We start from the raw sequence: 22,491 nt of genomic DNA, 5'->3' as shown, positions 1-22,491 counted from the left end.
TTTCCGCGCCAGGGCAGTTGCGATCACGAAGTATTCGCAACCACTGGTCGGTCGGATTGCACCGGCAAACAATCTGTTACGCGCGCGGTTCACTACCGGAAAGACTTCGATGCCGGGTGGCCGGGACACATCGAAACTCTAGTTACGCAGCCGTAGTTACGGTACCGTACGGGCATTGCGTCACGACGCCCGAAAGAGGCCAGCATGACTCCCTCCGCCCCACAAGCGATTTCCGACGACCCGGCCGCGGTGGTGGGCGCAGGGCCCGTCGGCCTCATCGCCGCTCTCGCGCTGGCTCGGCGCGGGGTACGCACCCTGGTGCTGGAAGCAGAAGCGCAGCAACGGATTCGGCCTGGCAGCCGGGCCATCGTGCTGGCCCTTCCGACCACGCACCGCATCGATACCGTGCTGCCCGGGCTCGGCGGCCGAATCCGGGCGGCGGGCATCGGCGTCAGTGGCTACGACGCCTTCTACGAGGGTCGCCGAATCTTCCTGCACCGCAGTGAACACGGTGTGCTCGGCCGGATCGCCCGCACGGATCGGCTGCTCACCAGCCTGCCGCAGCGGGTCACCGAGGGTTTCCTGTACGAGGCGTGCGTACGCGAGGGCGTCGAATTTCGATGGGAGAGTCCCGTTTCCACGATGGAGACCGGCGACGGCGGCGTCGACCTCACCCTGGCATCGGGTGAAACCATCAGCGCCACATACGTGATCGGCGCGGACGGCGCGCGGTCCGCGGTGCGGCGGGCCATCGGTGCGACAATGACCGGCCATACCGACGACACCCCGTTCATCATCGTGGATGTCGAGGCCCACCCCGACGGCTCCACGCCCCTGATGCCCGGCCATTTCTACTACCGCGAGCCGCGCGTCGACGGCCGCAATGTCATGCACATGCCGTTCCAGGGCGGTATGCGCGTCGATCTGCAGTGCACCGCCGACGACGACGCCGACTACCTCGCGAGTCCGGACGGCGTGCGGGACTGGACTTCCCGCATCATCGACCCCTGGTACGGCGAGCACATCACCTGGATCTCCACCTACCGATTCCATCAGGTGGTCGCCGACACCTACACCGATCCGCATCGCCGCGTCCTGCTCGCCGGGGAGGCCGCCCACCTGTTCGCGCCCTGGGGCGGCCGCGGCCTCAACTCCGGAGTCCTCGACGCCACCGACGCCGCCCGGGCCATCGCCGCCGCGCTGTCGGCGCCCTCCCGTGCGACAGCCCACCGGGCCATCGGCCGCTGTGCCGCCTACCGTCGGGCCTGGGGTCTCCGCAATCGCGACGTCTCCTCCCGAGCGCTCCGAATCATGCGCGCACCAGACCGTTCCACCCGCCTGCGCCGCGACCTGGCCGCCCGGCTCGCCCCCGCCTGCTGGCCCGCCGCCGCCTGGCTCGCCAACGGCCCGCTGCAGTTGCCGGGTCCCCGCCTGGGCAGCACCGACCTGTATTGACCGACCGATCTCGTCGTCTCGACCTCGCCGCACCCTCGATTCGATGGTCGCCTAGCGTGAACGCCGTGCCCGACCGCCCCGCCCGCCAGCGCCAGCCGCGCATGGATCTGGAGATCCGTCGTGAGCAGATCCTCGATGCGGCCCTGCGGCTGGTCACCGCGCACGGGTATGCCGCCACCACCATGGAGGCGGTCGCGCGGGCGGCCGATCTGGCGAAACCGCGTGTGTACGCGGCCTATCCGGGTCGGGGGCCGCTGCTGGTGGCCTTGTTCGAGCGCGAACAGCGCCGCGTTCTCGACCAGTTGGATTTGGCCATGCCGACCGTCGAGGAGCGCGTCGACTTCCCGTCCACGCTGGCCGCCGCGGCCGCCAATCTGCTGTGCGCGGTCATCCGGCATCCCGACTCCGCGCGACTGCTGCTGCTTCCCGCCGACGACGCTCCGGCCGAGGTCCGCGAATACTCCACCCGTGCCAGGGATTTCGCCCGCGCCAAGCTGCGTGCCCTGATCGACTGGGCCCACGACCACGCCACCGGGCCGGGCCCCCTGGACCCGGACATCCTCGCCGTCGCACTGCTCGCGGTCGGCGAGCAACTCGTTCGACTCACGCTCACCCAACCGGAAGACTATCCGGCCGACCGCCTGATCGACTTCGTCCAGTCCGCCGTCGCCCGCCTCATACCAACTCCTGACCGGCGCACCCCGCCCGCTGACGGGCCGCTCAGCGCGCGAACGACAGCACGGCGGCGGCGAGGGTGACGCTCAATTCCAGTGCGGCTCCGAGCACATCGCCATTCAGCCCGCCGAACCGCCGCACACAATGCCGCACCAGCAACACCGTCACGGCCAACGCCAGCAGCACCGCCATCGGCCCCTGCCAGTAATTTCCGGTGGCGAATACCGCCGCCACACAGGCAATCCCACCCCAGGCGAGACCCACGACCGGACTCTGTGTCCCCGCGACCAGCGCACCGAATCCGGCCCCCGGAGCCGCCTCGATCCCGCGTCGACACGCCAGCACCACCGCCACCCGCCCAACCGCCACGGCAACCACCACCGCCACCCACCGCCCGGCCTCGGCCAACGCGGCCAACGAAACCGCCTGCACCCCAATGGCGAACACCAGGGCAGCCACCCCGAACGGCCCGGCCCCACCACTCTTCATGATCTCCCGAGCCCGCTCCGGCGGCCCGTAACTCCCGAGCCCATCCATGGTGTCGGCCAGACCGTCGATATGCATCCCCCGCGTAACCAGCGCCAACCCCGCCACCGCCACGAACCCGGCCAGCAGCCACGAAGCCCCGAGTTCGCCAAGAGCCCACATCAACTCGGCGGTCCCGACACCGAGCAGTACCCCGACCACCGGTGCCCATGCGATAGCCCGCCCCGCCGCACCTCGATCCACCTCATCCGGCCCGCGCACGGGCAGCACCGTCAGCCAAGAAATAGCCAACTGCAACCCGTTCACGCCGTAGCCTCACTCGCCCGTATTCGGCCCCGCGCTGCAGGATTCGACTCAACCCGGCGGGCATGGTTACGCGCCAACGCGGTTCGCTGCGCGGGGCGTGGTGCGGTGCTCGGCGGCGAGTTACGCACCGGCCGGGTCGGGGTCCGCGTCGGCGGTGCTGACTCCGGCCTCGGCGAAGGTGGCCATTTCGCCGAGGGTGGCGACGGCCGCGCGGAGGAGGGGGAGGGCGGTGACTGCGCCGGAGCCTTCGCCCAGGCGCATGCTCATGTCGACGAGGGGCTCGAGATCCAGGCGTTGCAGGGCGATGGTGTGGGAGGGCTCGCTGGAGCGGTGGCCCGCGACCCACCAGGCGCGGGAGCCGGGGGCGAGCTGGTCGGCGACCAGGGCGGCGGCGGTGACGACAACGCCGTCGAGGATGACCGGGGTGCGGCGGGCGGCGGCGCGGGCGAGGAAGCCCGCCATGGCGGCGAAGTCCGCGCCGGATGCGGTGCGCAGCAAGGCAACCGGGTCCTTGACGACCGGGCGGGCGCGCCACATGGCGTCGCGGATGGCGGCGGTCTTACGGATCCAGCCCGCGTCGTCGACACCGGTGCCGCGCCCGACGGCGATGACCGGCTCGGTATCGGTGATGGTGGCGATCAGCACCGTGGCCGGTGTCGTGTTCCCGATGCCCATGTCACCGGCGATGAGAAGGTCCGCGCCGGAATCGATTTCCTCGTCGGCGATGGTCGCACCGGCGGTCAGCGCCGCCTGCACCTCGGCCTCGCTCAGCGCGTCCTCACGGTCGATCGACCCGCTGGACCGCCGCACCTTGTGCCGCGAGATCTCCGGCGCGGTATCGCCCTCCACCGCGAGGTCTTCCACCCGCACCGACGCATCGGCCAAGCGCGCCAACACATTCACCGCGGCCCCACCGTGCAGGAAGTTGGCGACCATCTGCGCGGTCACCTCACTCGGATACGCCGACACCCCGTGCTTGGCCACCCCGTGATCCCCCGCGAACACCACCACCCGAGCCCGCTCGAACTGCTTGGGCGGACACACCCCCTGGCAAGCGGCAACCCAATTCGCCAACTTCTCCAGCCGCCCCAACGCCCCCGCGGGCTTGGTCAACTCCAACTGCCGCGCCTCCGCAGCCGCCCGCACCACCGCATCCGGCCCCGGCACGGGCCCAAACGAGATCCGCACCGGCTTGGTGAGCCGCGGCCCATCCTCCGACGCGGCGGCAACCGCATTCTCGGCACCACCGGTGGCGGCGCTTCCCGCACCAGCGGTGGCGGCGCTCCCTGCGCCGGCGGCCGCCGAATCCCCCACGCTCACACCCGCATCCGCCGACGCGGCCTCGCTTTCCAACGCAGCGGCGGTCACGGCACCGGCGGCGGTCATGCCCAGGCCCGCGACGGCGTCCACCACGGCGGCGGACGTCGGAATCTGCTCCACCGCAGGCTGATCCGTCGAGGCGGCTGCCGAACTTTCCAGCGCAGCAGCGGAACTCGCGCCCGTCGCGACGACCGGCGAGCTCGTGGTCGCCGCGTCGGTGAGGGCGGCGGCCGAGGCGGCGGCGCGATCCGGCTTGACCTGGAGCGCCTGCCCGGCGACCACCAGGAACACCTCGTCGCACACCTCGGCCAAGCGCTGGTTCAAGGTGCCGATCTCATCGCGGAACAGTCGGCCGGAGGCGGTGCCCGGGATGACGCCCAACCCCACCTCGGGGCTGACGATGATCAGCCGCTCGGTGTATCCGGCGACGGCCGCCACCAACGCGGCGACGTCGGGGGCCACGGTGCCGCGCGGGGACTCCCACGCCGCATGCGCGTCCAACCGCCCGGTCAGCCAGGTGCCGAGGTCGTCGACCAGGGTGACGGGCGTGGGCTCGCCGAGCGCCGCGACCGGGTCGCCCTCCACGATCGTCCAGGTCGCGGGCCGCCGAGCCCGATGCGCCGCAATGCGTTCGGCGAAGTCGGCGTCGGCGGGATCGGCCACCGCGGTGGCCACGTACCGCACCGCCTCCGACGCGACCAACTGTTCCGCGAAGGCCGACTTCCCGGACCGGGCGCCACCGAGCACCAGGGTCCGCAGCGGCCGATCGGTTGTCTGAGCTGTGTGCGACACGTCAGCACGGTATCAATTGGACCGACACCCCGGCGGAGTAGGCACGGTCATCCCGCGAATCCGGCCGAGCTCCCTGGCCCCGAGGGCCAAGCGACGCCGTCCACCGGTCGCAGCGCCGCGTGGCCGCGAGGCTTCGGCCGCAGGTCAGCCCTTCTCGTTGTGGACGCACATGACCTTCAGGTCCTTGGCGGCATACGACCAGTCCGTACCCTGCGGGCAGTCCGACTCGTGGCTCACGCTCGCGACGATCTTCCCGTCGTGCGGCTTCGAGCAGGACACCACCTTGTCGTGATTGGACGTCGGCCCGCCCACCAGGCACTGCCCCTCCGCATTCCGCGGATCCTTGCACCCGGCCGCGGTCCCGGCCACCAGAATCGCCAGCGGCACAGCGGCAATCAACACTCCCCAACGCACGATTGCGCATCCTAACGGTCGGCATCGAGCGTCGTCCGATTCAGACGTCCATATCAGGACACACGCGCACCGAAGCGCCTGCGGTACTCCGCGGGCGCGATCCCCACCATCCGCTGGAAGTGATGCCGTAGCAGCGCCCCAGAGCCGAACCCGCAACGGTGGGCCAGGGATTCGAGATCGAGGTCGCTGTCCTCGAGCAGCTGTTTGGCGAGCAGAATGCGCTGCCCGGTCAGCCATTTCACCGGGGTGGTCCCGGTTTCGGCGGCGAATCGGCGGGCGAAGGTGCGCGTCGACATGGCGGTGCGGGCGGCCAGCGCCTCGACCGTGTGCGGCAGCTCGAGGTTCTCGCCCATCCAGTGCAGGGTTTCGCTGAGGCTGTCGGAGTCGCAGTCCACCACGGGCCGTTCGATGAATTGCCGCTGCCCGCCATCGCGTTGCGGCGGCACCACCATGCGCCGGGCAATGGCGTTGGCCACGGAACTGCCCAGTTCGCGGCGCACCAGATGCAGGGAGGCGTCGATGCCCGCGGCCGTGCCCGCGCTGGTGATCAGGTTCCCCTCGTCCACGAACAGCACGTCCGGGTCGACGGTGGCCTGCGGGAACTTCTCCGCCAGCAGGTCGACATAGCGCCAGTGCGTCGTGCATTTGCGCCCGTCGAGCAGCCCGGCCGCGCCCGCGAGGAAGGCCCCCGAGCACACGGTCAGCACGGTGGCCCCGCGGTCGGCGGCGTCCCGCACGGCATCGACCACGCGCTGGTCGAAGGGGTTGTCGGCGTAGATCGGAAACGCCGGAATGGCAACCAGATCCGCGTCGCGCAGTTCCTCCAGCCCGTATTCGGGCGTCACCTGGATGCCCGGCGAGCTGGAGACCAGCGGCTTGCCGGGTTCCGCGCCGCAGACCCGGAAGTCGAACAGCGGTAACCCATCCGAACTGCGGTCCAGGCCGAAAACCTCACAGACGACGCCGAATTCGAACATGGCGAGGTGGTCATTGAGTACGACGGCGACCTTCGAGAGCATGTTTCGATCCCATCTGGCCGAATATTTACGAACTATGTCAGAACTGCCACTGTTGGCGGTATGTTCTCTATAGAAAACTTACTGCCATGCAAGCCCTCACCGCAATCGTCGCAGCCGGAACCGCCATGGCGGCGCTCGGCACCATGACCTTCGGCTTCATGGCCGGAGACACCACCGACACCACAGAGGAAGGGGAGGCCCGCGCATGACCGCCATCACCCCCGGCCGCATTCACACCGCGACCGACACCACCGAGATCGTCACCATGTTCCGCCGCATCGCCGCCCTGTTCGCCGCCGCCGGCCGGGCCGTACCGTTCCACCGCGAAAACAGCTGGGGCCTCGCGGGTTCCACCAACTTCATCGACCGCGACCGCGATCGGGTGGCGCTGGAGATCCGCGCCCTGTCGACCTACCGCGAACACAACTGACGGGCGGCCCGAACCCCTCGTTCGAGAGGTTCGAATCCGCCCGTCGGGCACCATCTTCGAGCCGTCGACGCCGACGGCCCCACGATTCAGACCGCGTCGCCCGCGTTCACCCGCGGCTTGGGCGCACGCATCCGGCGCACCTGCGAGGCGCGCACGAACGCGTACCAGCCCAGCGAGAACGAGGAATCGGTGGTGTCCGGGAAGCGTTCCCGGACCCGCTTGTTCACGATCCGCCCGAGCACGACGCCCTCGATGATCATGAACAGCATCATCACCAGCATGGCCAGCGTGACGATCGCCTGCAGCGCGGGCGAGAGGATCATGCTGAGGATCAACACCAGCGCCAGCGGCATGAACAGCCCGAGCAGATTGCGGCGCGCGTCCACGATGTCACGCACGTACCCCTTGACCTTGCCCTTGTCGCGCGGCAGCAGGTACTGCTCCTCGCCCGCGAGCATGCGGGCGCGGCGGTCCTGCGCGGCGGCGCGCCGCTCGGCCGAGTCCGACTTGCGTTCCGCCCTGGTCCCGCGCAGCGCCTTGCGACGGGCGCGGGCCTCCTTGGCGGTCTTCGGCGCGGGCGCGACCGGACCGCGGCGGCGGCCCTGCGCCTCGCGGCGAGACGGGGTCGGTCGTCCCTTGCCGAGGGTGACGGTCTTGTCCGCCACCGCGGCATCGGTATCGACGCTGCTGGAGCTGTCGGAGGTGGGGGTGGACTCGCCACGGCGCAGGAACTTCACGCCGACCAGGCTATTGGATGGCACGTCTCCCCGAAAATCCTGGTCCGTACCTTTGTTGTGTCGCACACCCCACCAGCTATCTGTCAGCGACTCGACAACCTGGCCGGTCCGTCGAATACGCGCCGCGTAGGATGGGGAATAGTCTCCCGGGAACAGGTGTTGACAGGCATCGAGCCGTGCGCCTTCACGGGTTGAAAACAGGTCCCTTAGGAGAGTTCATGACTGTGCAGAACGAGACCACCACTCACGGTGTGACTCTGACCGACGCCGCCGCCAGCAAGGCCAAGGCGCTGCTGGATCAGGAAGGCCGCGACGATCTCGCCCTTCGCATCGCTGTCCAGCCCGGTGGCTGCGCGGGCCTCCGCTACCAGCTCTTCTTCGACGACCGCAGCCTCGACGGCGACCTGGTCGTCGAGTTCGGCGGCGTGAAGCTCGCGGTCGACCGCATGAGCGCCCCCTACGTGCAGGGCGCCTCGATCGACTTCGTCGACACCATCGAGAAGCAGGGTTTCACCATCGACAACCCGAACGCCACCGGCTCCTGCGCCTGCGGCGACAGCTTCAACTGAGTTAGCTCGCACAGCGCGGAACATCCGCTGACGGATGTTCCGCGCTGTCGTGTGTCCGGGCTAAAACGTCTCGGACGGTGTTATTTTCATTAGTGCGAGCCCCTTTCGGTTCGTCGCCCCCAACCCAAAGGATCGACCCCGTGACCATCGCCGTGTCCGCGTCCATCGCGACCGACCACCTCATGCGCTTCCCGGGCAAGTTCTCCGATGTGCTGCTCGCCGATCAGCTGCACCACGTCTCGCTCAGCTTCCTCGTCGATGATCTGGTCATCCGCAAGGGCGGCGTGGCGGGCAATATCAGCTACGCCATGGGCGTGCTCGGTCGCAACCCGCTGCTCGTCGGCGCGGTCGGCAAGGACTGGGGCGACTACCGGAAGTGGTTGGAGGACAACGGCGTCGACTGCTCGGCCGTGCGCGTCTCCGAGGACCTCCACACCGCCCGCTTCGTCTGCACCACCGACGAGACCATGGCCCAGATCGCTTCCTTCTACCCCGGAGCGATGGCCGAGGCCCGCGACATCGACATCACCTCGCTCGGCCGCGAGCTCGATCTGGTCCTGATCGGCGCGGACGATCCCGAAGCCATGCTGCGCCACACCGACCAGTGCCGCAGCGCCGGAATCCCCTTCGCCGCCGACCCCTCCCAGCAGCTGGCCTTCGTGGACGGCCCGACCATCCTGCGTTTGATCGACGGCGCGGACTACCTGTTCACCAACGAGTACGAGTGGGGCATCCTGCTCCAGAAGACCGGCCTGTCCGAGGCGGAAATCGGTGCGCGCGTGGGCATTCGCGTCACCACCCTGGGCTCCAAGGGCGCGAAGATCGTCACCCGCGACGGCGCGGAACTGCACGTGGACGTGGTCCCCGACATCGCCAAGGTCGACCCCACGGGTGTCGGCGACGGCTTCCGCGCGGGCTTCCTCACCGGCCAGTCCGCGGGCCTGTCGTTGGAGCGCTCCGCCCAGTTGGGCTCCCTGGTAGCCGTCCTGGTCCTGGAAACCGTTGGCCCCCAGGACTGGACCCTCGACCACGACACCGCCATGAAGCGCCTCCGCGACGCCTACGGCCCCGAAGCCGCCGCCGAAATCGAACCCCTCCTCCGCTGACCCGCCGAGTGGCACATCCTGGAGGGGTTTCGCCCGATTTCCCCTCCAGAATGTGCCACTCGATGGCAAGGAAATACATCGCGCGCAATACGCTGTGGGGATGGCCTCCGACCGTTTGTACTTTCGCCAGTTGCTGTCCGGGCGCGACTGGGCCGTGGGCGATCCGATCGCCACGCAGATGCGCAACTTCGCCTACCTGATCGGGGATCGGGACAGTGGCGAGTGTGTGGTTGTCGACCCGGCATACGAGGCGGGGCAGCTCGTCGATATCGCCGAGGGCGATGGGATGCGGCTGACCGGGGTGCTCGCTACGCATCACCACCCGGATCATGTCGGCGGCACGATGATGGGCTTCACGCTGCGGGGCGTGAAGGAACTGCTCGAAAAGACCGATGTGGCAGTGCATGTCAATGCCGAGGAGCTGCCGTGGGTCGCGAACGTCACCGGGATCGCGCCGAGTGAGCTGACCGGGCACGCGCACGGGGACAAGGTCGCCGTCGGCGGGTTCGAGATCGAGCTGCTCCACACCCCCGGGCACACCCCCGGCAGCCAATGCTTCCTGTTCGAGGACCGCCTGATCGCGGGCGACACGCTGTTCGTGGACGGCTGCGGCCGCACCGACTTCCCCGGCGGCGACTCCGACGCCATGTTCCGCAGCCTGCGGTACCTCGCCGATCTGAAGTCGAACCCGACGGTGTACCCGGGTCATTGGTACTCGGAGGAGCCGAGTGCGTCGCTGACCCACATCAAGGAACACAACTACGTCATGCGCCCCCAGACCCTCGAACAGTGGCACATGTTCATGCCCAGCTGACCGCCGAAAGTGAAAGTGCCCGCCCCGAAGGCTTTCGGGGCGGGCACTTTTCGTCCGACCGGCGTCAGACCAGCGTGCGCATCCAGCCGTGGTTGTCGGCGAAGGTGCCGCGCTGGATACCGGTGAGGGTGTCGCGCAGGGCCATGGTGACCTCGCCGGGTTCGCCGTCGCCGATGGTGAATTCGCCCTCGGCCGAGCGGACCGAGCCGACGGGGATGACGACCGCGGCGGTGCCGCAGCCGAAAACCTCGGTGATCTCACCGGTTTCGACGCCCTTGCGCCATTCGGCGACCGAGATCTTGCGCTCCTCGACCTTGTAGCCGGAGTCGGCGGCGAGGGTGATGAGCGAATCGCGGGTGATGCCGGGGAGCAGGGAGCCGGAGAGTTCGGGCGTCACCAGGCGGGCGTCCGAGCCGCTGCCGAAGACGAAGAACAGGTTGTTGGTGCCCATCTCCTCGACGTAGCGGTGCTCGCAGGCGTCCAGCCAGACGACCTGATCGCAGCCCTTCTCGGCGGCCTGCTGCTGAGCCAGCAGCGATGCCGCGTAGTTGCCCGCCACCTTGGCCTCGCCGGTGCCGCCGGGGGCCGCGCGCACGTATTCGGTGGACAGCCACACCTTGACCGGCTTCAGACCGCGCGAGAAGTACGCACCGGCCGGGCCGCCGAGCAACAGGTACTTGTAGGAGGCGGCGGGCTTCACACCCAGGCCGACCTCGGTGGAGAACATGAACGGGCGCAGGTACAGCGCGTCCTCACCGCCCGCCGCGGGCACCCAGTCGGCGTCGACCTCGAGCAGCTGGCGAATCGATTCGATGAACAGCTCGTCGGGTAGCTGCGCCATCGCCATCCGCGCCGCGCTGCGACGGAACCGGGCGGCGTTGGCGTCCACCCGGAAGGTGGCGATGCTGCCATCGGCCTGCCGATACGCCTTCAGCCCCTCGAAGATGGCCTGACCGTAGTGGAACACCATGGTCGCCGGATCCATGGCCAGCGGCCCATAGGGCTCGACCCGCCCATTCGTCCACTGCCCATCGACGTAATCCAGCGACACCATGTGATCGGTGAAGAAGCGCCCGAACCCGGGCTCCGCGAGAATCTCCTGCCGCCGCTGCGCCGATAGCGGCGCGGGATGCGGGACACGGGTGAACTGCGCGGCAAGTGTCATGACCTGGAGTCTAATTCGCCCCACCCAACACGCCCCAACCGGACGACCCTCCGCACCCGCCACCCCCGCGACCCGCCGCCCAACACTCCGTTTCCCCTCGTCAGCGGGCTTGACGCGCCCGGAAGGCTCGAATCGAGCGCATAGCGCAGAGTCCAACCGGTTCGACGAACCGAACCGACGGATGGGGCGGGAATTCCGGCCAATCGCCGCCATGGACAGGCAGCGGCCCCTCCCACCAATCACGCTTGGGAACGGCGAACACAACCGCACCCGGGGCCGGCGACTGCGGCCCGGACGAATCGGGTCGGCCGCAGCCACCGACGTCGCCAAGAACTGGGCGACCGTGGCCGAAATGAACGGCGACCGCCGGCCGGACCGGCCGTGACCGAATACAAGCAGGGCAACGAGGTCGTCGACACCTGGTGCGGCTGAAGGTTATTGCCCCAGGCGCAATTCGAAGGTGATCATGTCCCGTCCGGGACCGTTGTAGTCGGCGATCGGGCCGTCGACGACGAATCCGAGTGCGCGGTGGAAGGCCACGGAGCCCGCATTTCCGGGCGAGGTGATCGCGCGGATCACTGTGCAGCCGTGGGCTCGCGCAGCCGCGCCGAACCGGCCATACAGCTCACGAGCAAGCCCGGTCCCTCGGCGATTCGGGTGCACGCCGACGAAATGGATGTACGCGCAGAGGGATTCCTCCGGCGCGAAGAAGCCGATCAGGAACCCGGCCAGCTGCCCACGGTGTTCGGCCACCAGACTGGTACCGGCGAAATGGTCCAGGAAAAGCCGGGGAATCGCCCGCAGGACCGGGCGGCCCCACCAGTCATCCACGACACCGGCAATGGCGTCGTAGTCGGTGGGGACCGCCGGTCGGATCGAGAGGCCGGTTGCCAACCCCGGTCAGGCCGTGCGGGTTTCGACGAAGGGCGGGCGGATGACCTCGCAGCGGAGGCGGCGGCCGCGCACGTCGACCTCGACCTGATCGCCGGGCTCGATGCCCGCGGCGGTGTCGAGGAGGGCGAGGGCGATGCCGACCTTGAGGCTGGGAGAGAAAGTGCCGGAGGTGGTTTCACCGACCTGGGTGTCGCCCCGCATGACGGTTTGGCCCTGACGCAGCACGCCCTTGTCGATTGCCTTGAGGCCCAGCAGGATTCGGCGGGGGCCGGCGGCCTTCTCGGCTTCCAGGGCCGACTTGCCCCAGAACTCCGGCTTCTTCCAGCCGACAGCCCAGCCGGTGCGGGCCTGCAACGGCGAAATGTCCAGGGACAGTTCATGTCCGTGCAGCGGGTAACCCATCTCGGTGCGCAGGGTGTCGCGCGCGCCGAGCCCGGCAGGCTGGCCGTCAGCGGCCTGGACCTCGGCCACCAGTGCCCGGAACACAGCCTCGGCGTCCTCCCAGCGGGGCAGCAGCTCGTAGCCGTGCTCGCCGGTGTACCCGGTGCGGCACACCCGGACCGGTCGCCCGTCCCACTCGGCGTCGGCGTAGGCCATGTACTCCATATCGGTGGGCAGCCCCAGCTTGGCCAGCACCTCGGCGGACCGCGGACCCTGCACCGCGAACACCGCATAGCCCCGATGCTCGTCGGTGATGGTGATGCCCTCCGGCGCAACCTTCTGCAGCTCGGCGACCACGGTCGCGGTATTCGCCGCATTCGGCACGAGGAAGATCTCGTCGTCGCTCACGTAGTAGGCAATGAGATCGTCGATCACGCCCCCCTCGGGCGTGCAGCACAGCGTGTACTGCGCCTTCCCGGGCCGAATCCGATTCAGGTCATTGGTCAGCGCGGAGTTCACGAACGCCGCGGCCCCCGGCCCCTTCACGGTGGCCTTACCGAGGTGACTCACATCGAAAAGCCCGACGGTGGTCCGCACGGCGGTGTGCTCCCCCACGGTCCCCGCATAGGAAACCGGCATCTCCCACCCGCCGAACGGAGCGAAGCTCGCCCCCAGTTCGACATGCACAGCGTGAATAGGTCCCTGCAGCAGCGTCTCGTCGGTCACCCGATGCAGCTTATCGGTCCGCTATGGGTCCTCAGTGCTGGGACTGTTGGAAGCAGGCGACGTCGTATTGGGATTTGGGCGAGTAGTGCTGGCCGCCGGTACCGCCGTTCTGGCTGTTGATGCCCGGCTCGTTGAAGGGGGAGCCGGGGCTGTTGGCCGAGTTGCCGGGAGTGTTGGGCTCGAGGAATTGGCAGGACTGGTTCGGGGGGCCGGGTGGCCCCGTCGGGATCGCGAGGGCCGGCGCGGCGAAGAGGGTTCCTGCCGCGCAGATGATCGCTGCGGTCGCCAGTGTCGTACGCATGACCGCCTCCTTAGGGGTAGCGATATGGACTACACGGATCATCGCGAACGGCGGTTCAGCAATTGCAGTGCAAACCTTCGGATCAGATGCCGAGGGTGCGGGCGATGCCGGGCCAGGCGGTGTGGAAGTCGGCTTGCCAGGAGGGCCAGTTGTGGCCGCCGCCGGGGAGGTAGTCGAAGGTGGCCGGGATGTTGGCAGTGGACAACTCGGATTGCAAAGCGCGAGTGCAGGTTTCGACGGTGGATTCCAAGGCCGTACTGGATGCGCCGACTTGGCCGCCGCCCGCCGCGGCGGGGTTGGCACCGGTTCCGGCGGCAATGTGGAGGTCGGTGCCACGAAGTTTCTCGAGGTTGGCCGGGGTGGAGGGATCGTTCGCGAGCCAGGCCGGGGAATCATCGAGGCCCCAGATGTTCCAAGGATTTCCGCCACCGGAGAGGACCACGGCCTGCAGGTAGCGGCGGCCCGGGTCGGTCCCGGTCTGCGCGCAGCCGCTGAAGGAGCCGACACTCGCATACAGGCCCGGGGCGGCTTCGGCGAGCGCGAGTGCGGAGGTGGCCGACATCGATACTCCCACAATGGCATTGCGGCCCGAGGCGTTGAGGGCCGAATCCAGGACGGGCGGAAGCTCCCGCGTCAGGAAGGTCGTCCACTTGTTGCGCCCGAGCATGGGGTCGTCGGACTGCCAGTCGGTGTAATACGTGTACCGGCCATCGAGGACAGTCACCACATTCGCATCCTGATCCGCCATGAAATCGACGAGATCCGTCCGGGTCTCCCACGAAACTTCGGTGCCATTGGCGTCGAGCCCATCTTCCGCACCATTCAACAGGTACAGAGTCGGACGCGGAACCGAGGTATCGGCCGCGCGCATGACCCGCAGCGCAATGTCGCGATTCATGGCGGCGGAATAAACGTAGACGGTGGATCGCCGCTCATCCAGCGGAACAACGCGAGAAATATGCGACCCGTCGGCGGCCGACACGGCATTGGGAAATCCCGGCTCCCGAGCATTCGCCGGCCCCGGAATCACCGCCCCGAATATCGCCGTGACCAGTGCAATTCCGGCCCCGATTCGCCAGCGCCGACCCCGTGCACCCGTCATATCCGCCTCTAGATCATCCGAACGATTCCCCAATCCTCTCTACCCAGCCCTGGGCGGCCTCGCAAGAACGAAAGACTCACACCCCTGATCTGCTGAACAGTCTTGCTCCCACTGCCGCATGCGTTGCCAGCCGTCGCCGACCCGCCTATCCGCGGGCCGCCACCTCGACCGCTCCCTTCCCGATGCGCGCCAGGAAACCGGCCTCGTCGAGAACCTCGATCCGCTGCCCACGCGCCCGGAGTTCGGCTGCCCGTCGTGCCTTCGACGTCGTGAACGCGGTGGGATCGCTGCCTCGGAATCCATCGCCGATTACCAGGCCGGTCGCGCGGCGGGTGACGTTTCGGGCCGGGGTCGCTCCGCAGGCTGCGATGGCGTTCCATGCTTCCTGGCGCTTCATGGCGGTGAGATCGCCTGTGAACACGATGATTTCGCCGTAGAGCGGATGTGATGGGTCGGTGCCGGTGACGGTGGGGATGACCAATTCCTCATGGCCGAACCAGGATCGGCGTGGGCGTTCCCCGCTCGGCTCCGGCTGCGCCCGCGTCGTCCTAGATGCGGCCCGGACCGGTTCCGTCCGGAGCGGTCGATCGACGACCGCGCGCTCGAGCGCCGCCAGCGAATCGGCACCGGCGCGCTCCGCGAGGGCGATCACGATGTCGGCGGCGGCTGCGGCATCCGCGGCGGCGTCATGGTGATTGGTGAAGTCGATACCCAGGGCGGCCGCGACGTGCGGCAGCCGATAGCTGTCGAGGTTCAGGTGACGTCGGGCCAGCGAGAGACTGCAACTGAAGGACCATGCGGGCACCCGAATCCCACTGCGGCTGCACGCTTCTCGAATGGCACCACTGTCGAACCCGGCATTGTGGGCGATGAGTGGCAGGTCTCCCACCAACTGCACCACCTCTGGAAAGCGCTCCGCGAACCCCGGCTGGTCCGCGACCATCGCCGCCGAAATCCCGTGCACGCGAATGTTGTGCCAGTTGAAGAAGTCCAGCCCCGCAGGCGGACGACACAACCACGACACGGTCTCCTCGCGCTTCCCTTCCCGCACGACCGTGACGCCAACCGCACAGATACTGCCCCGCGCGGAATTGGCGGTCTCGACATCGATGGCGGCGAACGACAATCCCGCCATGCTCACCGCACCGCGAGCGGCAACGGCCGCGCAACGGGACCACCGAACTCGACCAGGAATGGCCGAGCGAGCCTAAGCGATTCGAAAGCCGCCCAGGCATCGGCCAAGTCGGCGAGCGCTCGCGCCAGGGTGAGCACCGGACGAATGTGATCGTCCACGACGTCGACCTGCGATTGCGTCAGCGAGACCTCATGCGGCGGCACGATCGTCGGCCACTGCGGCCGGGTGTACTTCCCACCGGCCGCGTCCTGCTGCTCGGTGAACCGCGCATCAACCGATTCGATTTCAGCGCAAACGGTTTCGACGGTCGCATCGACATCCACGATCCCGCTGCTGGCCGCAATCGAAACCCCGTCACCGGTAAGCGCGATCGGATACGCCGCCGTGAGGCTCTCGATCTCGGCCGTACGCGAATCCTCCAACACCCAAGCGCCCGATAGCCGCGACTCCCCCAGCCCCGCCCCCACATTCACATGCCAGATCACCAATCGATCCTCGGCCGCACCGAGCACAGCAAGGGAATGAAGGTCGAACGAGGCAGCCATAACGCTCCACGGTCGTAGCGAACAGATACCCGCACACGTTAGAGCATCCCTCCGACAAACTTCCCGCGAACCCACCCGAATTCCCCACGCCCCCAAACAGTTCCAACCGCCGGGTTTGTCTGTCCTTCACCTGCCGCCGTACCAACGATCTCGCTCGCCTTCGTGGAATAGCTCGCAAGAAGGGCGATCTGACCACCACCTGCGACATACGAGGATCCACATCCGAACCCAATCGCAACGGCATCCCTCACCCAGCCCCTACACCACCGCGGCCAAGCTCTTCTCCTGCGCACCGTTCCCACCCGAATCACCACCGCGTCCAACTGTTTCGACCGATCGGATCCGAACCAGTCTGGTCCGGAACGGGCCCACGCCTCTCGACCCGGGAGCGGGGACCCCTTGCACCGCGGGTACCGGCCCAATCCCGGTCAGGGCGTGTAAATAGTGTTCGGCAAGCCGGTCCGGCTGGTCCCGCGGCACCTGCCGCGGGTGACGCGGCGACGGGCTGCCCAGTCAGCGCAACGCCGCGCGCCGCACCCACTCCGCGTGGGCTGCCATGGAATAGTTCGCACAGATAGCGATCCGCGACCACCCCGGAGGCCTCGTGTCCGACTCGGAATCCGCGCCGCCCGTACCCGCGACGCTTCGCCAGCGGGGGCCAGCGCTTCTCCTCCTGATTCTCCCCGGCGTCCTCTACTGCATCGCGCCGTTCGTGGCCAACCGCGTCGAACCGCGCATCCTGGGTGTCCCGTTCCTGGTCGCCTACCTGATCGCGGTCACCATTGTGACAGGCCCACTGATCTGGCTGGTCGCCCGCCTCGACCCCGCATATCGTTCGGGCGCACCGGAATTCGTCCCCGCAGACGACCGAGACTCCGCATCCGACTTCCCGCCCACCGCTGGCGACGGGAGCGTGCGATGACCGGCCACGCGACGGTGGCCGTGACCCTGTTCGCGATCGCCATGCTCGCCACGATCGCGATCGGCGTCCTCTCAGCGCGCGGCCGCACCCGCACCATGTCCGAATGGTCCATTACCGAACGGGGTTTGGGCACACTTTTCGTCCTGGTGCTAATGGCAGGCGAGAGCTACACCAGCTTCTCGTTCCTGGGCGCGGCCGGTTGGTCCTACCGCTACGGCATCCCGATCTTCTACTTGATCGCCTACCTGAGCACCGGTTTGGCCGTGGCATATTTCGTCGCGCCACTCCTCTGGACATATTGCGCCCGCCACCACCTGGTCTCGATCGCCGACATCGCCGAACATCGTTTCCGCTCAAGGCCTTTGGGCATAGCCGTCGCCGTAATCTGCACGATCTTCCTCGTCCCCTACGTGCAACTACAAATCCAGGGCATGGGCGTGGTCGTCAACGCCATGTCCTACCGCGCGATCAACCTGAAAACCGCAGCCGTCATCTCATTCGTGGTAGCCGAAACCTTCATCCTCACCTCCGGCCTCCGCGGCTCAGCCTGGGTAAGCGTCCTCAAAGACACCCTCGCCGTCCTATCGATAGCCATCCTCGCCATCTACATCCCCTGGCACTATTTCGACGGCCCATCCGAACTCCTAGACCGCCTGGTCGCCGAAAAGCCTCAGTGGCTAACGTTCCCGGGAGCAGGCGGCGGCACCTTCGGCGCATCCTGGTTCATCTCCACAATCATCCTGAACGCCATCACCATCTGCGTCTTCCCCACCACAGTCTCCGGCTACCTCTCCGCCAAATCCCCAAACGCCCTCCGCCGCAACTCAATCCTCCTCCCCTGGTACCAGGTCCTCCTCCTGATCCCCATCATGATCGGCGCCGCCGCCCTCTTCGTCACCCCGGCATTGAAGAACCCCGACCTAGCCCTCTTCACCCTCGTAACCGACTCCCTCCCCTCGCCACTAGTCGCCCTCATCGGCACAGCCGGAGCCCTCTCAGCAATCGTCCCCATGAGCGTCTTCCTGGTAGCCATCGGAACCCTCTGCGGCCGAACCATTCTCGGCGGTGGACTGCGCGGCGGCGGCGCATCGGATTCCCGTCAACGCCGAGGCTCCCAACTGATCGGCCTCCTGGTCGGCGCAATCGCCCTCGGCGGCGCAGTGGCATTCCCAAAGGTCCTCGTGAACCTCTCGGTCCTGTCCTACGAGGGCATCGCCCAACTGGTCCCCGCGGTCCTCCTGGGCCTGTACTGGCGTCGCCTGACCACCCTCGGTGTGAGCGCGGGACTCTTCACAGGCGGAGCAGTGGTCCTCCTGCTCCACGCCACCGGACACGACCCCCTGCTCGGCATAAACGGCGGCCTCTTCGCCCTGGCCGCAAACCTCGCCGTCGCGACCGCAATTTCCGCCGTCGGTCGTCACCGATATCAACTCCAAGGATCCACCCCCACCGGCCCCACAAACCTCTCGTCACGCTAACTATTTGCCCTCTTCTACATAGAAGGGCCTTCAAGGCGATCCAGAAGCAGCCCCAGCAGCTCTAAACACTGATCTATCTGGCAAAATTCTGATTCCAGGCACGTCCTGGGATCAAGAACGAGTCATGACCAGAAGATTGCTGGCGACTGAAGGGGCGGCTGCGGCATGTTCCAGGCCGATATTGACGAACTGAAGAAACTGGCCACGACGGTGAGCTCGGTCGGTGACGAGATCGACAACCTGGATGTCCGGACCACCGGGGACACCCTTGGCGACGCACTTCCCGGCATTGCCATTGGCGCGGCCTGCTCGAAGGCGGGCGAGTACACCGAGGGTGCATGGCTGCGCATCGCGGAACGCATGCGCAAGCTCGCGGGCATCGTCAACCAGTGCGCCGACGACATCAAGGTCACCGACACAGAGTTCAAGAATCGGCTCGAACAAATGCACTTCTTCCGCACCGGGGACACCGCGTAATGCCGAGCCGCAAGGACGTCGAGAACTGGAAGCCGGAGAAGCTCTCCGAGTGGGCGACCGAGCTCGACGCGAAAACGACTAGCTACGAAGGCCAACTCGATCGCAGCGTGACGCACTTCCGCGGCACCAACTGGCAGGGCAAGGCCTATCTCGCCGCCTACGACCGATTCGGTGAGGAACACGACGAGGGCTACAAGCTCTCGCAGGAGATCCGCGATGTCTCGTCCGCGCTGCGGACCGCGGACAGCCGCCTCGCCGACGAACGACGCATCCTGCTCGGGCGGGTATCCGATGCCGAGCACGACGGCGAGTGCCCGGTCGGACTGACCGTCGACGACGGCTGGAAGGTTCACGCCAAGCCGTACACCGGGAACTCCGACCAGGACAAGAAGAAGATCAAGGAGCGAATCGACCACCATCAGGGTCTGATCGATACCGCCCGATCCGGCCTGATGACCGCGGTCGGCGAGGTGATTGCCGGAATCGTCAACGCCTCCAACAACGTTCGAACCCGCGGCGATCAACTCGGCAGCGGAATCGACACCCCGGCGCTGACCAAGGTCGACCCGGCCGAGCTGGGCCGTAAGGACGGCGAGGACGTCTCCGACGGCAAGCTCTCCGACAAGAAGATCGCCCAGATCGCTGACCGACTAGCCGGCACAAGCCTGCCCCCAGACCAATTGGCAATCCTGGCCAAGGGCGGCGAGATCACGGTCCCGCAGTCGACCATGGACTACCTATCGGCGTTCTACGACAAAGCCGGCCGCGACGGCTTGGTCGAACTCTCGGATTCCTTGAAAGCCAACGGATCTCCGCAAGCCCTGCAGCTACGTCAGGAACTGATCAACAACATGCTAACCCTCTCCAATGAGAAGGTCGTCACCCGCGGCCCCGACGGCCAGGTCGCCGATCGCGGCGGCTGGAACAAGCTCAACTCGGAAGTCCGCGAAATGATCGGTACCCGACCGAAGATCGGCGGTGCACCGGACTCCAATACCCGCGATCTTCCCGATGACTACCGCGCCGTCATCTTCGGCAAGGGCCCCATCGACGACCGCCACGCCTTGTTCGACTACACCGAGGACATGGCCAAGATGGGCAGATTCCTCAACAGCGGTGATCCGAGCTATGTCCCTGGCCAACGCCTCGGGGTAGAGCTGGAACGCCAAGCGGCGCACCAGGCATGGATTCTCGATCACGGTGGCTATGCCGGATACAAATCGGTGGGTATGAACGAGCCCGACTGGTCGACGGACACCGAACACAGCAGCCAAGACCTCCTCAGCGTGGGAGCCCGCAACCACGAAGCCACCTACGCTCTGCTCACCGGACACGGCAGCGACGAGCTGTTCGGCAAGGGAGTCCCTGGCCAGAGCTTCGAGCACTACGACCCGAAAGTTGTCAACTCGCTGTTCCAACACGAGAAGTGGGATGACGGAGGCAAGGCAGTCGGCTCGCTGGTCGATTGGATCGGAACTGACTCCCACGACGTGGGTCCCGACGGCAAACCCACAGTGCAGGCACTACACGCTCGGGAATCACTCACCCGACTACCGGGAATCTTCGCGCCGCTCGAGGCCCCACAAGACCCCGCGCATCATGGCGATCAGCCACAACTACACCGCAGCGGCGGTCTCGACGAAGCGCAGTTCGGAAGGACCGCAAAGGCATTCGCCAACAACCCTGAACTAGCGCGGAGCCTGGCCTATGCGATGGGCTCGAACATCGATGCGTACGTCGACGCACCGAACCTTCCGAAGACCGCCTACCTGCCCGAAGTCGGAGAGGCTCAACTCCAGGTGACCGATGCCAACCGGCTCTTGTTCTTGGCCAGCCAGTCGGACCAGGGCCGACTGACCCTCGAGGTCGCACGGCAGTCGTACGAATCAAACGTCTTGAACCAAGCGTTCTCCCAACACGATGTGCTGCCAGGCGAGTACGCGAAGACGTCGCTTCAGCAGTTGGCCAGTCTCGACGGCCGGTACACCAACGCCGAACAGAACGCCCTGACTTATCAGGACGAGCACAAGATCCACGAATACAACAACAAGATGCAGGAGATTTTCGAGAAGAAGAAAGCTGCTGCAGAGATCGTGGCCAAGCTGGGCCAGAGCTCACTGGAGTTCACACCCGGCGGCGACGCGAGTTCAAAGGTCTCCGATGTGCTCGGAGATAAGGCGACGGACACCTTGATCAGCAAGTTCATTCCCGAGCCGCAGAAAATAGAAACGCTGTATCCGAATGCAAGTCAAATCAATAATCAAGGATACAGAAACTTCCAGCAGGAGCTGATCAATACCGCATACGATCATGGCAGCCGGTTGCCCGACAACCTAATAGATGGCCATACCGGACGGCCGATCGACCTCGAAAACTCGCCCACCTCCGACCAAACCAAAGCACTGAGGATGTTCGCGAAAGATCAAGGTTTCGAGCAGTTCATCACCGACTACAACCAAACCTTCGGCATCGAAGTGCTTCAAGGCGTGGGCCAATACGGCACGAGCCTCTCCGTCATATTGACCGGTAAGGAGAAGTAGTTTGACCATGAAGAGCTCGATGGCCATTTGTTTGATGCTGACATCCCTCATTGCCACGTCATGCTCGGACAAGAATTCACCCAACGAAGGATCGTCAACAGAGACTCCGACGTCGTCAGCCTCGTTCCCGTACCCTCCGCTCGAATTCAGATGGGATATCGCAGTTCCATTGGACGCGCAGGCCGAGGCCGCGGCCAAAGCGGCTCTCGAGACGGCTGCTTTGGAAGACCGGATGCGAGCGCACGAGGATGCCGCTTTGATTCCGCAAATCAATTCTCGCGTAACCTATGACCGCAGATGGACATCCGATGGAATCCGGCAATTGCCAGAGACCGGCGGCTCCCTCACGCGAGCAGTTGATGTCAACAAGACTTCCGACAATCAATGGACCGTGACCTACTGCGTTTACAACACCCCCGGCGCATACGCGGCCGGAGACAACGGGCAACTCCGTCTCAGCAATCCGAACTGGAAATACACCCCATACGCAGATGTAGTTGCGCTGACCAGCGAGCGCTCAGGTACCGGTGAGACCTCCCCGACCCCGCGGCTGCTGGTCACGGCCGCACCGGCCCGCCCCGAATTGCAGACCTATCCAGGCGTGCCCAACGACCTGCCCCGCCAAACCTGCGAACCTTTCATGCCCAACCCGTTCATTCAGCAGCCACCTGCTCCGCTACCTGCTGGGAAGTAGCACGCAGG

Annotated in this window: 24 protein-coding genes; 12 read left to right on the top strand and 12 right to left on the bottom strand. The window is 66.7% G+C overall.

The window, feature by feature from the left end; translation table 11 throughout:
• Positions 1–204 precede the first annotated feature (204 nt).
• On the top strand, positions 205–1,455 hold the full coding sequence (locus VMT65_RS35285) for an FAD-dependent monooxygenase (protein ID WP_326313030.1): 1,251 nt from the start codon (positions 205–207) through the stop codon (positions 1,453–1,455).
• 65 nt (positions 1,456–1,520) lie between these two features.
• Positions 1,521–2,213, top strand: a complete 693-nt coding sequence (locus tag VMT65_RS35280) for a TetR/AcrR family transcriptional regulator (protein WP_326313029.1) — start codon at positions 1,521–1,523, stop codon at positions 2,211–2,213.
• Here the strand turns inward: VMT65_RS35280 and VMT65_RS35275 are convergent.
• From VMT65_RS35275 to VMT65_RS35260, 4 genes are all read right to left on the bottom strand, one after another.
• A complete protein-coding gene (locus tag VMT65_RS35275) occupies positions 2,176–2,922 on the bottom strand; it encodes an adenosylcobinamide-GDP ribazoletransferase (RefSeq protein ID WP_326313028.1) in 747 nt (248 codons plus the stop codon). The two genes, VMT65_RS35280 and VMT65_RS35275, sit on opposite strands and share 38 nt — an antisense overlap.
• A gap of 120 nt (positions 2,923–3,042) precedes the next feature.
• Positions 3,043–5,034: a nicotinate-nucleotide--dimethylbenzimidazole phosphoribosyltransferase gene (gene cobT / locus VMT65_RS35270; protein WP_326313027.1), complete on the bottom strand. Its 1,992-nt coding sequence runs from the start codon at positions 5,032–5,034 to the stop codon at positions 3,043–3,045.
• A 144-nt stretch (positions 5,035–5,178) separates the two neighbouring features.
• The gene (locus VMT65_RS35265; protein WP_326313026.1) at positions 5,179–5,448 is read right to left on the bottom strand and encodes a hypothetical protein; all 270 of its coding nucleotides are present in this window, start codon (positions 5,446–5,448) and stop codon (positions 5,179–5,181) included.
• 53 nt (positions 5,449–5,501) lie between these two features.
• Positions 5,502–6,467 carry a helix-turn-helix domain-containing protein gene (locus VMT65_RS35260; RefSeq protein ID WP_326313025.1) on the bottom strand — a complete coding sequence of 322 codons (966 nt, stop codon included), beginning with the start codon at positions 6,465–6,467 and terminating at the stop codon, positions 5,502–5,504.
• Positions 6,468–6,553: 86 nt separating this feature from the next.
• Between VMT65_RS35260 and VMT65_RS35255 the strand changes: the two genes are divergently transcribed.
• Both VMT65_RS35255 and VMT65_RS35250 read left to right on the top strand, forming a co-directional pair.
• The gene (locus tag VMT65_RS35255) at positions 6,554–6,676 is read left to right on the top strand and encodes a hypothetical protein (RefSeq protein ID WP_326313024.1); all 123 of its coding nucleotides are present in this window, start codon (positions 6,554–6,556) and stop codon (positions 6,674–6,676) included.
• A complete protein-coding gene (locus VMT65_RS35250) occupies positions 6,673–6,897 on the top strand; it encodes a hypothetical protein (protein WP_326313023.1) in 225 nt (74 codons plus the stop codon). The genes VMT65_RS35255 and VMT65_RS35250 overlap by 4 nt, the downstream gene beginning before the upstream one ends.
• An 86-nt stretch (positions 6,898–6,983) precedes the next feature.
• On the opposite strand, the gene VMT65_RS35245 is transcribed toward VMT65_RS35250, so the two are convergent.
• Positions 6,984–7,658, bottom strand: coding sequence for a DUF3043 domain-containing protein (locus VMT65_RS35245; RefSeq protein WP_326313022.1), 675 nt, complete (start codon positions 7,656–7,658; stop codon positions 6,984–6,986).
• Positions 7,659–7,852: 194 nt separating this feature from the next.
• Here VMT65_RS35245 and VMT65_RS35240 point away from each other — a divergent pair, with 194 nt between their 5' ends.
• From VMT65_RS35240 to VMT65_RS35230, 3 genes are all read left to right on the top strand, one after another.
• Entirely contained in the window at positions 7,853–8,203 is a 351-nt protein-coding gene (locus VMT65_RS35240) for a HesB/IscA family protein (protein WP_033089671.1), read from the top strand.
• A gap of 140 nt (positions 8,204–8,343) precedes the next feature.
• Complete coding sequence (locus tag VMT65_RS35235) at positions 8,344–9,309, top strand: carbohydrate kinase family protein (protein ID WP_326313021.1); 966 nt, start codon at positions 8,344–8,346, stop codon at positions 9,307–9,309.
• Between the two features lie 100 nt (positions 9,310–9,409).
• Positions 9,410–10,123, top strand: coding sequence for an MBL fold metallo-hydrolase (locus tag VMT65_RS35230; protein WP_326313020.1), 714 nt, complete (start codon positions 9,410–9,412; stop codon positions 10,121–10,123).
• A gap of 64 nt (positions 10,124–10,187) precedes the next feature.
• Here VMT65_RS35230 and VMT65_RS35225 read toward each other — a convergent pair whose 3' ends face one another.
• The 7 genes from VMT65_RS35225 to VMT65_RS35195 form a co-directional block, all read right to left on the bottom strand.
• Positions 10,188–11,288: a branched-chain amino acid aminotransferase gene (locus tag VMT65_RS35225; protein WP_326313019.1), complete on the bottom strand. Its 1,101-nt coding sequence runs from the start codon at positions 11,286–11,288 to the stop codon at positions 10,188–10,190.
• Positions 11,289–11,723: 435 nt separating this feature from the next.
• Positions 11,724–12,182, bottom strand: a complete 459-nt coding sequence (locus VMT65_RS35220) for a GNAT family N-acetyltransferase (RefSeq protein ID WP_326313018.1) — start codon at positions 12,180–12,182, stop codon at positions 11,724–11,726.
• 6 nt (positions 12,183–12,188) lie between these two features.
• Positions 12,189–13,289, bottom strand: a complete 1,101-nt coding sequence (gene gcvT, locus VMT65_RS35215) for a glycine cleavage system aminomethyltransferase GcvT (RefSeq protein ID WP_326313017.1) — start codon at positions 13,287–13,289, stop codon at positions 12,189–12,191.
• A 31-nt stretch (positions 13,290–13,320) separates the two neighbouring features.
• Positions 13,321–13,590, bottom strand: coding sequence for a hypothetical protein (locus tag VMT65_RS35210; RefSeq protein ID WP_326313016.1), 270 nt, complete (start codon positions 13,588–13,590; stop codon positions 13,321–13,323).
• Positions 13,591–13,672: 82 nt separating this feature from the next.
• The gene (locus VMT65_RS35205) at positions 13,673–14,488 is read right to left on the bottom strand and encodes an alpha/beta hydrolase (protein ID WP_326313015.1); all 816 of its coding nucleotides are present in this window, start codon (positions 14,486–14,488) and stop codon (positions 13,673–13,675) included.
• Between the two features lie 349 nt (positions 14,489–14,837).
• The gene (locus VMT65_RS35200; protein ID WP_326313014.1) at positions 14,838–15,827 is read right to left on the bottom strand and encodes an exonuclease domain-containing protein; all 990 of its coding nucleotides are present in this window, start codon (positions 15,825–15,827) and stop codon (positions 14,838–14,840) included.
• A gap of 2 nt (positions 15,828–15,829) precedes the next feature.
• Positions 15,830–16,372, bottom strand: coding sequence for a hypothetical protein (locus tag VMT65_RS35195; protein WP_326313013.1), 543 nt, complete (start codon positions 16,370–16,372; stop codon positions 15,830–15,832).
• Positions 16,373–16,976: 604 nt separating this feature from the next.
• On the opposite strand from VMT65_RS35195, the gene VMT65_RS35190 reads away from it, so the two are divergent.
• The 5 genes from VMT65_RS35190 (at position 16,977) to VMT65_RS35170 (ending at position 22,483) form a co-directional block, all read left to right on the top strand.
• Positions 16,977–17,294: a DUF3311 domain-containing protein gene (locus tag VMT65_RS35190; RefSeq protein ID WP_326313012.1), complete on the top strand. Its 318-nt coding sequence runs from the start codon at positions 16,977–16,979 to the stop codon at positions 17,292–17,294.
• Positions 17,291–18,772, top strand: a complete 1,482-nt coding sequence (locus tag VMT65_RS35185) for a sodium:solute symporter family protein (protein WP_326313011.1) — start codon at positions 17,291–17,293, stop codon at positions 18,770–18,772. The genes VMT65_RS35190 and VMT65_RS35185 overlap by 4 nt, the downstream gene beginning before the upstream one ends.
• A gap of 165 nt (positions 18,773–18,937) precedes the next feature.
• A complete protein-coding gene (locus tag VMT65_RS35180; RefSeq protein WP_326313010.1) occupies positions 18,938–19,249 on the top strand; it encodes a hypothetical protein in 312 nt (103 codons plus the stop codon).
• Positions 19,249–21,789 carry a TPR repeat region-containing protein gene (locus VMT65_RS35175; protein ID WP_326313009.1) on the top strand — a complete coding sequence of 847 codons (2,541 nt, stop codon included), beginning with the start codon at positions 19,249–19,251 and terminating at the stop codon, positions 21,787–21,789. The genes VMT65_RS35180 and VMT65_RS35175 overlap by 1 nt, the downstream gene beginning before the upstream one ends.
• A gap of 1 nt (position 21,790) precedes the next feature.
• Positions 21,791–22,483, top strand: a complete 693-nt coding sequence (locus tag VMT65_RS35170) for a hypothetical protein (protein ID WP_326313008.1) — start codon at positions 21,791–21,793, stop codon at positions 22,481–22,483.
• Positions 22,484–22,491: the final 8 nt, after the last annotated feature.

This window comes from Nocardia sp. CDC153 (assembly GCF_035818515.1).
GTDB lineage: Bacteria > Actinomycetota > Actinomycetes > Mycobacteriales > Mycobacteriaceae > Nocardia.
Note: the sequence above shows the minus strand (reverse complement) of the source record. Positions and strands in the feature narration are given on the sequence as shown.

What these genes read in the sequence shown, in the direction of transcription:
- VMT65_RS35285 (WP_326313030.1), top strand. Translation starts at nt 205, where the DNA reads ATGACTCCCTCCGCCCCACAAGCGATTTCCGACGACCCGGCCGCGGTG.
- VMT65_RS35260 (WP_326313025.1), bottom strand. Translation starts at nt 6,467, where the DNA reads ATGCTCTCGAAGGTCGCCGTCGTACTCAATGACCACCTCGCCATGTTC.
- VMT65_RS35255 (WP_326313024.1), top strand. Translation starts at nt 6,554, where the DNA reads ATGCAAGCCCTCACCGCAATCGTCGCAGCCGGAACCGCCATGGCGGCG.
- VMT65_RS35250 (WP_326313023.1), top strand. Translation starts at nt 6,673, where the DNA reads ATGACCGCCATCACCCCCGGCCGCATTCACACCGCGACCGACACCACC.
- VMT65_RS35240 (WP_033089671.1), top strand. Translation starts at nt 7,853, where the DNA reads ATGACTGTGCAGAACGAGACCACCACTCACGGTGTGACTCTGACCGAC.
- VMT65_RS35230 (WP_326313020.1), top strand. Translation starts at nt 9,410, where the DNA reads ATGGCCTCCGACCGTTTGTACTTTCGCCAGTTGCTGTCCGGGCGCGAC.
- VMT65_RS35225 (WP_326313019.1), bottom strand. Translation starts at nt 11,288, where the DNA reads ATGACACTTGCCGCGCAGTTCACCCGTGTCCCGCATCCCGCGCCGCTA.
- VMT65_RS35210 (WP_326313016.1), bottom strand. Translation starts at nt 13,590, where the DNA reads ATGCGTACGACACTGGCGACCGCAGCGATCATCTGCGCGGCAGGAACC.
- VMT65_RS35205 (WP_326313015.1), bottom strand. Translation starts at nt 14,488, where the DNA reads ATGAATCGCGACATTGCGCTGCGGGTCATGCGCGCGGCCGATACCTCG.
- VMT65_RS35200 (WP_326313014.1), bottom strand. Translation starts at nt 15,827, where the DNA reads ATGGCGGGATTGTCGTTCGCCGCCATCGATGTCGAGACCGCCAATTCC.
- VMT65_RS35195 (WP_326313013.1), bottom strand. Translation starts at nt 16,372, where the DNA reads ATGGCTGCCTCGTTCGACCTTCATTCCCTTGCTGTGCTCGGTGCGGCC.
- VMT65_RS35185 (WP_326313011.1), top strand. Translation starts at nt 17,291, where the DNA reads ATGACCGGCCACGCGACGGTGGCCGTGACCCTGTTCGCGATCGCCATG.
- VMT65_RS35180 (WP_326313010.1), top strand. Translation starts at nt 18,938, where the DNA reads ATGTTCCAGGCCGATATTGACGAACTGAAGAAACTGGCCACGACGGTG.
- VMT65_RS35175 (WP_326313009.1), top strand. Translation starts at nt 19,249, where the DNA reads ATGCCGAGCCGCAAGGACGTCGAGAACTGGAAGCCGGAGAAGCTCTCC.